9 protein-coding genes are annotated in these 12,283 nt (G+C 64.0%); 5 read left to right on the plus strand and 4 right to left on the minus strand.

Going from position 1 to position 12,283, the window contains the following annotated elements:
- A complete protein-coding gene (locus NTD82_RS18150; protein WP_262129680.1) occupies positions 1-1,434 on the minus strand; it encodes a cytochrome ubiquinol oxidase subunit I in 1,434 nt (477 codons plus the stop codon).
- Between the two features lie 380 nt (positions 1,435-1,814).
- Between NTD82_RS18150 and NTD82_RS18155 the strand changes: the two genes are divergently transcribed.
- From NTD82_RS18155 to trmA, 3 genes are all read left to right on the plus strand, one after another.
- A complete protein-coding gene (locus tag NTD82_RS18155) occupies positions 1,815-3,047 on the plus strand; it encodes an MFS transporter (RefSeq protein ID WP_262129681.1) in 1,233 nt (410 codons plus the stop codon).
- 204 nt (positions 3,048-3,251) lie between these two features.
- Positions 3,252-4,547 (plus strand): NCS2 family permease, encoded by a 1,296-nt coding sequence (locus NTD82_RS18160; RefSeq protein ID WP_095159918.1) that lies wholly within the window; start codon positions 3,252-3,254, stop codon positions 4,545-4,547.
- On the plus strand, positions 4,544-5,629 hold the full coding sequence (gene trmA / locus NTD82_RS18165; RefSeq protein ID WP_262129682.1) for a tRNA (uridine(54)-C5)-methyltransferase TrmA: 1,086 nt from the start codon (positions 4,544-4,546) through the stop codon (positions 5,627-5,629). The genes NTD82_RS18160 and trmA overlap by 4 nt, the downstream gene beginning before the upstream one ends.
- Before the next feature lie 35 nt (positions 5,630-5,664).
- On the opposite strand, the gene NTD82_RS18170 is transcribed toward trmA, so the two are convergent.
- Positions 5,665-6,816, minus strand: a complete 1,152-nt coding sequence (locus NTD82_RS18170; protein ID WP_262129683.1) for an alkaline phosphatase family protein — start codon at positions 6,814-6,816, stop codon at positions 5,665-5,667.
- 163 nt (positions 6,817-6,979) lie between these two features.
- Between NTD82_RS18170 and NTD82_RS18175 the strand changes: the two genes are divergently transcribed.
- The gene (locus tag NTD82_RS18175; RefSeq protein ID WP_410017066.1) at positions 6,980-7,840 is read left to right on the plus strand and encodes a shikimate dehydrogenase; all 861 of its coding nucleotides are present in this window, start codon (positions 6,980-6,982) and stop codon (positions 7,838-7,840) included.
- 33 nt (positions 7,841-7,873) lie between these two features.
- Here the strand turns inward: NTD82_RS18175 and NTD82_RS18180 are convergent, their stop codons facing one another.
- Together NTD82_RS18180 and quiC are read right to left on the minus strand one after the other, a co-directional pair.
- Positions 7,874-8,542 (minus strand): TetR/AcrR family transcriptional regulator, encoded by a 669-nt coding sequence (locus tag NTD82_RS18180; RefSeq protein WP_095159922.1) that lies wholly within the window; start codon positions 8,540-8,542, stop codon positions 7,874-7,876.
- A gap of 171 nt (positions 8,543-8,713) precedes the next feature.
- On the minus strand, positions 8,714-10,630 hold the full coding sequence (quiC, locus tag NTD82_RS18185) for a 3-dehydroshikimate dehydratase QuiC (protein WP_095159923.1): 1,917 nt from the start codon (positions 10,628-10,630) through the stop codon (positions 8,714-8,716).
- A 288-nt stretch (positions 10,631-10,918) separates the two neighbouring features.
- Here quiC and NTD82_RS18190 point away from each other — a divergent pair, with 288 nt between their 5' ends.
- Positions 10,919-12,259, plus strand: coding sequence for an MFS transporter (locus NTD82_RS18190; RefSeq protein WP_095159924.1), 1,341 nt, complete (start codon positions 10,919-10,921; stop codon positions 12,257-12,259).
- Positions 12,260-12,283 lie beyond the last annotated feature (24 nt).

Here is a 12,283-nt window from a genome sequence, read left to right on the forward strand (position 1 = left end):
TCAGTGTCCTTTGTTCAGGCTGGCGCCTTCTTCGTGATCGTCGTCGGCAGCCGACAACGGCCGCGCCGGGGTGCGTGGCTGGCCAGGGCCACCCGGATTGGTTTCCTCGCCTTCGCCGGTCTTCGGCCCTTTGCGCACCAGGCGCATCATGTAGCCGAGGCCCGCACCGAACAGGGCGAAATACACCACCACGAATATCACCAGGGTGATCCCCAGTTGGGCGTAACTGTGGTTGGACACACCGTCGGCGGTGCGCATCAGTCCGTAGACCACCCACGGCTGGCGACCGACTTCAGTGGTGAACCAGCCCGCGAGAATGGCGATCAACCCGGACGGGCCCATCCACAGGGTCAGGTAGAGGAACGGCCGCGAGCTGTACAACGTGCCGCGCTTGCGCAGCCAGACGCTCCACAGACCCACCGCGATCATCAGCATGCCGAGGCCGACCATGATCCGGAACGACCAGAACACCACCGTCGAGTTGGGCCGGTCCTCTGGCGGGAAGTCCTTCATCGCCGGCACCTGCTTGTCCAGGCTGTGGGTCAGGATCAGGCTGCCCAGCGCCGGGATTTCCAGCTTGAAGCGCGTGGTTTCGGCCTTCATGTCGGGGATGCCGAACAGGATCAGCGGGGTCGGCTCGTCGCCGACGTTCTCCCAGTGGCCTTCGATGGCGGCGATCTTCACCGGCTGGTGCTTGAGGGTGTTGAGGCCGTGGAAGTCGCCGATCACCGCCTGGATCGGCGCGACGATCAGGGCCATCCACATGGCCATCGACAACATTTTGCGGATCGCCGGGTTGTCGCGACCGCGCAGCAAGTGCCAGGCCGCCGAGGCGCCGACGAAGAACGCGGTGGCGACGAACGCGGCCGTGGCCATGTGCATCAGGCGGTAGGGGAACGACGGGTTGAAGATCACCGCCAGCCAGTCCACCGGGATCACCCGGCCATCGATGATTTCGTAGCCCTGGGGCGTCTGCATCCAGCTGTTGGACGCGAGGATCCAGAACGTCGAGACCAGCGTGCCGATCGCCACCATGACCGTGGCGAAGAAGTGCAGGCCACGGCCCACGCGGTTCCAGCCGAAGAGCATGACGCCGAGGAAACCGGCCTCGAGGAAGAACGCGGTGAGCACCTCGTAGGTGAGCAAGGGGCCGGTGACCGCGCCGGCAAAGTCGGAGAAGCGGCTCCAGTTGGTGCCGAACTGGTAGGCCATCACCAGACCGGAGACCACCCCCATGCCGAAGTTGACGGCGAAGATCTTCGACCAGAAATGGTAGAGATCGCGGTAGACGTTCTGGTTGGTTTTCAGCCACAGGCCTTCGAGCACCGCCAGGTAGCTGGCGAGGCCGATGGTGATGGCCGGGAACAGAATGTGAAAGGACACGGTAAACGCGAACTGGATTCGGGCGAGATCGAGTGCCTCTGATCCGAACATAGTGCTTCCTCTTTCAGGTAATCCGGCGTCAGGGTCCGTTGCCTTGGCGCCAACTGCCCCTACGGTGGTTGAGTGCGGCAAGTTGGAATTGTTCTGAAAACTTTCGCACCACAGGGATTTCGGCCCGAGGGCCCATCGCTGACGCATCGATCGTTGCAAAAACAACTATTGATCCAGATCAACGACAGGGAGAAAGGATAGTCGCGAAGACGCCGCACGGTTGTGTGGTGCGTTGCCGCGTGACCGGTTGCCTCACCCCCCTTTACGAAAAGGTGAATCGGTGCGCTGACCGCACGACAACGGCGGGTTCTGCAACCTTTTGTTACAGCCCGGTGTTAACCTGCAACGCCCCTCCCCTCATGAAGGCCCGGCAGTCCGTCATGTCAGCACACGCCCCGTTGTTGCTTCGTCATCACCGTCCGTTTCTTTCGTTCTGGCTGGCCCGGGTATTCACCGCCAGCGGTTTCCAGATGCTCACCGTGGCAATTGGCTGGCACCTCTACCAGTTGACCGGCAACGTGCTGGACCTGGGCCTCGTTGGTTTGGTGGAGTTCGCGCCACGGGTGCTGTTCATGCTGCACACCGGGCATGTCGCCGACCGCTACGACCGCCGCCGCGTCGCCGCGCTGTGCCAGAGCCTGCAGGCGATGATCGCCCTGGCCTTGGCGATCGCCAGCACCACCGATTCGGTGAGCCGCGAGCTGATCTTCGTGCTGGCTTTCCTGCTCGGCAGCGCCCGCTCCTTCGAGATGCCGGCGACCCAGGCGCTGCTGCCCAACGTGGTGCCCGCCGAGCTGTTCCCGCGGGCGGTGGCGGCGTCGGCCTCGGCGATGCAATCGGCGACCATCGTCGCGCCGGCGGCGGGCGGTTTTCTCTACGCCTTCGGCAGCGTCTGGGTGTACGGCCCAACGGTGTGCCTGTACGTGATCGCCTGTTGCCTGACCCTCGGCCTGACCTCGCGCCAGACCCCGCTGACCCAAGGCCGCGCCAGCCTGGAATCGCTGCTGACGGGGATTCGCTTTATCCGCAGCCGCCCGGACATCCTCGGCGCCATCTCCCTGGACCTGTTCGCCGTGCTGCTCGGCGGCGCCACCGCGTTGCTGCCGGTGTTCGCCAAGGACATCCTGCTGACCGGGCCGTGGGGCCTGGGCCTGCTGCGTTCGGCGCCAGCGGTGGGCGCGCTGCTGATGTCCGTGTGGCTGGCGCGCTTCCCGGTGGAGCGCAAGGTGGGCCGGGTAATGTTCACCGCGGTGGGCGTGTTCGGCGTGGCGACCATCGCCTTCGGCCTGTCCACCTCGTTCTGGTTCTCCCTCGCGGTGCTGGCCGTGCTCGGCGCGGCGGACATGATCAGCATGGTGATCCGCAGCTCCTTCGTGCAGTTGGAGACCCCGGACGAAATGCGCGGGCGGGTCAGCGCGGTGAATGGCTTGTTCATCGGCGCGTCGAACCAGCTCGGCGAGTTCGAATCGGGGGTGACGGCGCACTGGTTCGGGACCGTGCCGGCGGTGGTGATGGGCGGCGTCGGGACGCTGGTGGTGACGGGGCTGTGGATAAAACTGTTCCCGACACTGGCAGGAAGGGATCACATGCACAGCCGGCGCTCGGACACCTGAGTCGAGCGCCGTCGCTCTGGGGGGCCTCATCGCTGGCAAGCCCCCGCCCCGCCGGCGGTCCGGCGCATTACCCTCGGCCAGTCATGCTGGTATGATGCGCGGCTTTTTTCCGACCAGTAAAAATCACGGAAAGGCCGGGAGCTTTGTGCTTTTCTGACTGAGTCGACAATTTTTGGCGTCACATCGCGCCACGGGGAGCAGGGCATGCTGGAAAGGCTGTTTCAACTAAAAGCACACAACACCAATGTGCGGACCGAGATCCTGGCGGGCGTGACCACGTTCCTGGCCATGGCCTACATTCTCTTCGTCAACCCGAGCATCCTCGGCGAGACCGGCATGGACAAAGGCGCGCTGTTCGTCGCCACCTGCCTGGCCGCAGCCATCGGCTCGACCACCATGGGCCTGATCGCCAACTACCCGATCGCCCTGGCGCCGGGCATGGGCCTCAACGCCTTCTTCACCTACACCGTGGTGCTGCACCTGGGCCACACCTGGCAGGTGGCGCTGGGCGCGGTGTTCATCTCGGCGGTGATGTTCTTCCTGCTGTCGATCTTCCGTATCCGCGAATGGATCGTGAACAGCATCCCGCTGCCACTACGCTCGGCGATCGCCGCCGGCATCGGCCTGTTCCTGGCGCTGATCGCCCTGCATAACGCGGGCATCGTCGTCGATAACCCGGCCACCCTGGTGGGCTTGGGCGACCTCAAGCAGCCGGCGCCGATCCTCGCCATCCTCGGCTTCTTCTTGATTGTCGCGCTGGAAGCGCTGAAGGTCCGTGGCGCGGTGTTGATCGGCATCCTCGCCGTGACCATCGCCTCCATCGCCCTGGGCGTCACGCCGTTCGAAGGCGTGGTGTCGATGCCGCCATCGCTGGCACCGACCTTCCTGCAACTGGACATCAAGGGCGCGCTGGACGTTGGCCTGATCAGCGTGATCTTCGCCTTCCTGTTCGTCGACCTGTTCGACAACTCCGGCACCCTGATCGGCGTCGCCAAGCGCGCCGGCCTGATGGGCAAGGACGGCCATATGCCGAAAATGGGCCGTGCGCTGATCGCCGACAGTACCGCCGCCATGGCCGGTTCGCTGCTGGGCACCTCGACCACCACCAGCTACATCGAGTCGGCAGCGGGCGTCAGCGCCGGCGGCCGCACGGGCCTGACCGCCATCGTCGTCGCCATCCTGTTCCTCCTGGCACTGTTCTTCGCGCCGCTGGCGGGTAGCGTGCCGGCCTTCGCCACCGCGCCGGCGCTGCTGTTCGTCGCCGTGCTGATGGCCTCGGGCCTGGCTGAAATCAACTGGGACGACATCACCGAAGCCGCACCCGTGGTGATCACCGCCCTGGCCATGCCGCTGACCTACTCCATCGCCAACGGCATCGCCTTCGGCTTCATCTCCTGGACTGCGATCAAGCTGCTGTCGGGCCGCCGTGGCGACCTGAACCCGGCGCTGGTGATCCTTTCCATCCTGTTCGTCATCAAGCTGGGCTGGTTCAACGCATGAGTGCTGTCTTCGACCCTTCCACCTACGACCAGCAAATCGCGGCCAAGGTCGAGCGCCTGCGCGAGTTGCTGGCGCCGTTCGACGCGCCGGAACCGGTGGTATTCGACTCGCCGCGCGAGCACTACCGCCTGCGCGCCGAGTTCCGCCTGTGGCGCCAGGACGGCCAGCGCCATTACGCGATGTTCGCGCCAGGGGAGAAACACACGCCGATCCTGATCGACGACTTCCCCATCGCCAGCCTGCGGATCAACGAGCTGATGCCACGCATGAAAGCCGCGTGGCAGGCCAGCGAGGCGCTGAGCAACAAGCTGTTCCAGGTGGAGTTCCTCACCACCCTGGCGGGCGACGCGATGATCACCTTGTGCTACCACCGCCCGCTGGACGCAGAGTGGGAGGCAGCGGCGCAGCAACTGGCCGCCGATCTGGGCGCGAGCATCATTGGTCGCTCCAAGGGCAAGCGCCTGGTGATTGGCCGTGATTACGCGGTGGAAGAACTGCAGGTGGCGGGTCGCAACTTCCGCTACCGCCAGCCGGAAGGCGCGTTCACCCAGCCCAACGGCCAGGTGAACCAGAAAATGCTGGGCTGGGCCTTCGATGCGCTGGGCGAGCGTGAAGATGACCTGCTGGAGCTGTATTGCGGCAACGGCAACTTCACCCTGCCGCTGGCGACCCGGGTGCGCAACGTGCTGGCCACCGAGATCAGCAAGACCTCGGTCAACGCGGCGCTGCACAACCTGGACGACAACGGCGTGGACAACGTGCGGCTGGTGCGGCTGTCGGCCGAAGAACTGACCGAAGCGCTGAACGAGGTGCGGCCGTTCCGCCGCCTGGAAGGCATCGACCTGAAGAGCTACGCGTTCGGCAGCGTGTTCGTCGACCCGCCGCGTGCCGGCATGGACCCGGACACCTGCGAACTGACCCGGCGTTTCGACAACATCCTGTACATCTCCTGCAACCCGGAGACGCTGGCGGCCAACATTGCCCAGTTGCAGGACACCCACCGGATCGAGCGCTGCGCGTTGTTCGATCAGTTCCCGTACACCCACCATATGGAAAGTGGGGTGTTGCTGGTTCGGCGGTGATCACGGTCGGGCCTGCTTTGCAGGCCCGACAGCTATCACGCCATCAACAACGGCACCAACTGATCCGCATCGGTCAATGCCCCATGGTGGCCTTGCCAACGACTGGCATCGCGCTCCACCTCGCTGCGAATGATCCCGCCAGCCCCGGTCGGAATCACGATCAGATCGCCGATCCGCGCCTCCGCCTGGCTCAATACCACATCGCCGAACAGCCCGCTGCCAATCGCATCGGCCTTGCTCAACACCTGATAACCGTCTCCCAACCGTCCGCGCCAGCGCTCCTGCACCCGATCCTGATGGAGCCCGCCGGTGTAGACATGCCGTGCGCGAATATCCCCAGCCAGCGCCAGCACATCCTCCCGCAACCCCGGCTCGCGGTCGAAATCCACCACCGCGGCACTGTCCAGCGCCAGCATGCCGTGGTCCGCCGTCACCAGCAGTTGCGCGCCAGCGGGTAGCTGACGGTAGATGCTTTCGGCCAGCCGGTCGGCGTTGCGCAGTTGCACCAGCCACTGCTCGGTGCCAGGGCCGCAGAGGTGCCCGACAAAATCCAGGTCGCCGAAATAGGCAAAGCAGAACGACGCCGCATCCAGCGTCAGCGCCTGACGCACCAGCGCCGGGTACGCCTCGTAGCTCGGAGCGCCGAGAATCTGCGCGCCTTTGTAGATCGCCCGGGTATAGGGGGAATCGGCAAAACGCGCCGACATCACCGTGCTGATCCGCACGCCCTGTTCGGCGGCCTGTTCCCAGGCGGTCTGCGGGACGATGAACTGTTCCGGCGGCGGTGGTGGCGTGACCAGCCTTTCAGAGCCAAAGGGCGCGCAGGTCCAGCTCAGAGGCGAAAACTCAGTCCCGGCATCCAGGGCGAAAGTGCAGCCGACGATGCCATGAGCGCCGCTGCCCAAACCCGACGCCAGCGCCGCCAGGCTTGAGGCGGTGGTCGCGGGAAAGCCGACGCGGAACACACCTTCCGGGCGCATCAGCGAAGCGAGAAACGGCGCATGCCGGGCATGCGCCTGAAGCAGGTGCTGGCCCAGCCCGTCGATCAACAGCAGGCAGGTCGCGGGCGACGGCGCCAGACCGAACGGATTGCGACCCTCCGCCCCCAGCCCCGACAGGATCGACTGAGTAAGACTGGCCAGCCCCGGCCACGTCAGTTCATCCGTCACTTGTGCTTGAAAAGCCATCCCTCGCCCCTCCTCCTCTGATGAACCACAAGGTTTAGCACAGCCTGTTCGATCAGCGAACACTTATGACGCTGGCCGATTGATTCCTGTTAACCAACCGGTACATTTTAGCGGGACACTCCTCCCCGACTTTTTCCCAAGAACAACAACGGAGTCTTTACCGATGAATCTGGCCAAACCGCCCGGCATTCTCGCCGGCCTTATAGGCGCGGGCATCCAGGCCTCGCGCACCCCCGCGCTGCACGAGCACGAAGGCGCCGCCCAGGGCCTGAATTACCTTTACCGGTTGATCGACCTGGACCAGCTCAAGCTCGACAGCACGGCCCTCGAAGAACTGCTGACCGCCGCCCAGTACATGGGCTTCACCGGCCTCAATATCACCTTCCCGTGCAAGCAGGCGATTCTGCCGCTGCTCGATGAACTGTCCCCGGAAGCCCGCGGCATCGGCGCGGTCAATACCGTGGTGCTCAAGGACGGCCGCCGTATCGGCCACAACACCGATTGCCTGGGCTTCGCCGAAGGCTTCCGCCGCGGCCTGACGGATGTCTCGCGTCAGCGCGTGGTGCAGATGGGCGCCGGTGGCGCAGGCGCGGCAGTGGCTCATGCCCTGCTGAGCGAAGGCGTGGAACAACTGACGGTGTTCGATGTGGAAACCGAGCGCGCGCAGGCCCTTGTGGATAACCTCAACCAGCACTTCCCGGCGGCCCCGGCGAAAGTCGGCCACGACCTGGAAAGCGCCATGGCCCAAGCCTGCGGACTGGTCAACACCACGCCGATGGGCATGGCCAAGCTGCCCGGCATGCCGGTGCCCAAGGCGCTGCTGCGGGCTGAATTGTGGGTCGCGGAAATCGTCTATTTCCCGCTGGAAACCGAACTGCTGCGCGAAGCCCGGGCGCTGGGCTGTCGCACGCTCAATGGCGGCACCATGGCGGTGTACCAGGCGGTCAAGGCGTTCGAGCTGTTCAGTGGCGTGCAGCCCGATCCGGAACGGATGACCGGGCACTTCCACAGCCTGGGTAACTGAGGACCATCGCGGGCCGCGCCCGCGATGAACACATCAGGCCTGCAGGTAACGCAGGACCGACTCGCAGATCATTTCCTTGTGCCGGGCCTTCACGGCCTGGTCCTCGAAATCGATCTGGAAGATTTCACCGAAGGTGTGACGGTTCGACACCCGGTAGAAACAGAACGAACTGATCAGCAGGTGCACATCCAGTGCATCCAGCCCCTCGCGGAACAACCCTTCGCTTGCCCCCCGAAGCAGAATCTCGTTCAGCGCCTTGAGCACCGTATTGTTCATCGAGCGAATCGCCGAAGACTGCTTCACGAACTCGCCGTGGTGCATGTTCTCGTTGCACACGATGCGCACGAAATCGACATTGCGGTCGTGGTGATCGAAGGTGAATTCGATCAGCCGGCGGATGCCCTGGCGGGGCTCCAGTTCAGCAAGGTGGAGGTTGCTTTCGGTGCTGCGGATATCGCCGTAGAGCTTCTCCAGCACTTCGACGTACAACTGCTCCTTGCTGTTGAAGTAGTAATAGATCATCCGCTTCGAGGTCTGGGTGCGCTCGGCGATGGCGTCGACGCGCGCACCGGCCAGTCCCTGATGGACGAACTCGGTGATCGCCGCCTGGAGGATGTTCTCGCGGGTTTTTTCCGGATTGTTCTTGCGACCTTTGCGTGGCGCGGTTTCGGGCGCGACGTAAAGTGCTGGAGTGGTTGTCATACGCAGCTCATGGCCTTCGATTAACCGCGCAATTATGGGCCTCGGTTGCGTCAGAAGAAAGCCTTGCAGGTGTAGGGGATTTTGCATTGACCCCATCGCGAGCTCGCTCCTACAACTATAGGAGCGAGCTTGTCGGGGGCGCCGAACCGTCGCGATGTACGCTCAATCGAATCAGAGCTTGGCGTGCCGCAACCCGCCCGCCCGGGCCTTGGCCATCGCCGCCAGGCGCACCGCCACGTTCGCCGCGCCATACCCGGCATAACCATTGCGCCGCTGAATCACCTCGAAGAAGAAACGCTCCTCGAACGGTTCGGTGTAGACGTGGAACAGCTCGCCACCGTTGGCATCACGGTCATACAGCACGTTGTAGTACGCCAGCTCGCTGAGGAACTCGTCGTCGAAATCAAAACGCGCGGCGAGGTCGTCGTAGTAGTTCAGCGGAATGTCCAGCAGGGCCACGCCGGCTTCCTTGGCACGCTTGACCGCGGAGAAGATGTCCTCGCAGTCGAAAGCGATATGGTGCACGCCCGAACCACGGTAGTTGGACAGCGCATGGGAGATCGCGGTGTTGCGGTTCTCGGAGATGTTCAGCGGCAGGCGAATGGTGCTGCACTTGCTGCGCAGGGCGCGGCTCTTCACCAGGCCATACGGGTCGGGCAACACCACTTCGTCGTCAGCGGTGAAGTCCAGCAGGCTTTTGTAGAACAGCACCCAGTTATCCAGGCTGTCGGCCGGCAGGGCCATGGCCATGTGGTCGATGCGGGTCAGGCCGAGGCTGGTCGGTGCCGGCTGGCCGTTGAGGCTGAAGTCGGTGTCGTAGATGGTGCGGCCATCGACATCCTGGTCCACCAGGTAGATCAGGCTGCCGTCCGGCGCGCGCACTGCCGCCAGCTCACGCTCGTTCGGGCCGACCAGGCCGCGATAAGGCTGGCCGTGATAAGCCACGGCGCGGGCCAGGGCCTTGGCGCTGTCCTTGACCCGCACGGCCGTGGCGCACAGCGACGGGCCGTGGCTTTCGAAGAAGTTGTGGGCGAAGGAATAGGGCTCGGCGTTGAGGATCAGGTTGATATCGCCCTGACGCAGCAAGCTGACGTTCTTCGAACGGTGCTGGCCAACGCGGGCGAAGCCCAGTTGCTCCAGCCAGTTGCCGAGCTTGGCGCCCAGCGCGTCGTCCACGGCGAATTCAAGGAATTCGATGCCGTCGTAAGCGCCGACCGGTGGCGTGCTGAACAGCAGGTCCGGCTCGACGGCCACTTCGGGCGCGACCTGGGCCAGACGCTCGCGGGTCTTCTCTTCCAGGTACAGCAACGAGCGCAGGCCGTCGGCGGCGTTGGCCCGTGGCGGCGCGGCGCGGAATCCATCGTTGAAGATTTCCAGCGACAGCGGGCCGCGATAACCGGCCTGCAGGATCGGGGCGAGGAACGCCGGCAGGTCGAATTCGCCCTGGCCGGGGAAGCAGCGGAAATGCCGGCTCCACTCCAGCACGTCCATCGCCAGGATCGGCGCGTCGGCCATCTGCACGAAGAAGATCTTGTCACCCGGAATCTTGGCGATGCCGCTCGGGTCGCCTTTGATCGAGTAGGTGTGGAAACTGTCGAGAATCATGCCCAGGCTGCGGTGATCGGCCTCGCGCACGATGTCCCAGACCTGCTCCCACTGGTTGACATGACGCCCCCAGGCCAACGCTTCGTAACCGATGCGCAGATCACGGGCGCCGGCACGTTCGGCCAGCAGGCGCAGGTCGTCCACCAGAATCTGCCGCTCGCCCAGGGCGTCGGCGGCGACGTTGCTGCAGACCAGCACCAGATCGGTGCCCAGTTCCTGCATCAGGTCGAACTTGCGCTCGGCGCGGTCGAGGTTGCGCGACAGACGGTCGCGGCGGCAGCCCTCGAAGTCGCGGAACGGCTGGAACAGGGTGATCGCCAGGCCCAGATCGGCGCAGCGCTGGCGGATCTCACGGGGGCTGCCGTCGTAGTACAGAAGGTCGTTTTCGAAAATCTCCACGCCGTCGAACCCGGCGGCGGCAATGGCTTCGAGCTTTTCTGGCAAAGTGCCGCTCAAGGACACGGTGGCAATCGAACGCTGCATCTTCAGTCTCCAACGGGCAGGCAGTGCCCCAACTGTGACGAATTATTGGCCGGCGCGGAAAACACCTCAACCAAAAGGTACGAACCGGTTAGTTTTGTGTGCGATTATCGCCCGAAATGCGCTGTGACGAATTGACCCTTTTTTGAGCAGTGCGCACCATTTCCATCCATGAAGCGGGTACTCATCGGCCACCTGACCGGGACGATCCTGCCAAGTAATCCACATGCACTACGTTTTCTTGCGTCACCCAGGCTCGACCCATAAACATAAAAATACGGGTAACCCACGATGATACAAAGCTCCAGCAATCCCGCAGCCCAGCCTCTGGGCAACACCCCGCACGCAGGAATGGGCGACAAGATCCGCGGCGCCATGGCCGTGGGCAAGACCCGCTGGGTCATGCTTGCCCTGGTGTTCTTCGCCACCACCCTGAACTACATCGACCGCGCCGCCCTCGGCGTCATGCAGCCCATCCTGGCCAAGGAAATGAGCTGGACGGCGATGGACTACGCCAACATCAACTTCTGGTTCCAGGTCGGCTACGCCATCGGCTTCGTGCTGCAGGGCCGCTTGATCGACAAGGTCGGCGTGAAGAAGGTGTTCTTCTGCGCCGTACTGCTCTGGAGCCTGGCTACCGGCGCTCACGGCCTGGCCACCTCGGCGGTCGGCTTCATGGTCTGCCGGTTCATTCTCGGCCTGACCGAAGCGGCCAACTACCCGGCCTGCGTCAAGACCACCCGCCTGTGGTTCCCGGCCGGTGAGCGCGCCGTCGCCACCGGTATCTTCAACGCCGGCACCAACGTTGGCGCCATGTTCACGCCGATGCTGCTGCCACTGATCCTCACCGTGTGGGGCTGGCAGGCCGCGTTCATGGCCATGGGCGCACTGGGTCTGGTCTGGGTCACCTTCTGGGGCCTGAAGTACTTCAACCCTGAAGAACACCCGACCGTGAGCAAAGCCGAACTGGCTTACGTCCAAGGCGAAGCCGAACCTGAGCAGAAAGGCGTGCCGTTCTCGCGCATCCTGCGTATGCGTGGCACCTGGGCCTTCGCCCTGGCCTACTCGATCACCGCGCCGGTGTTCTGGTTCTACCTGTACTGGCTGCCACCGTTCCTGAACCAGCAATACAGCCTGGGCATCAGCGTTACCCAAATGGGTATCCCGCTGATCGTGATCTACCTCAGTGCCGACTTCGGCAGCGTCGGCGGCGGCATCCTCTCCTCGTTCCTCATCGGACGCGGCGTGGCACCGGTCAAGGCGCGCCTGATGTCGATGGCCCTGTTCGCCGCCACCATCATCGGCGTGATCTTCGCCGCCGGCGCCAGCAGCCTGTGGATCGCGGTACTGGCCATCTCCCTGGCGATCGCCGCGCACCAGGCCTGGACCGCCAACATCTGGAGCTTGGTGATGGACTACACGCCCAAGCACATGATGAGCACGGTGTTCGGCTTCGGCGGCATGTGCGCAGCCATCGGCGGCATGTTCATGACCCAGATCGTCGGCTACGTGCTGACCGTCACCAACAACAACTACAGCATCCTGTTCACCATGATCCCGGCGATGTACTTCATTGCCCTGACCTGGATGTACTTCATGGCACCGCGCAAAGTGCCTAAAGTCGACATCTGATTCCTCCGCAACATGACGCGGGGC

Source organism: Pseudomonas sp. 5P_5.1_Bac1 (genome assembly GCF_025466015.1).
Taxonomy (GTDB): domain Bacteria; phylum Pseudomonadota; class Gammaproteobacteria; order Pseudomonadales; family Pseudomonadaceae; genus Aquipseudomonas.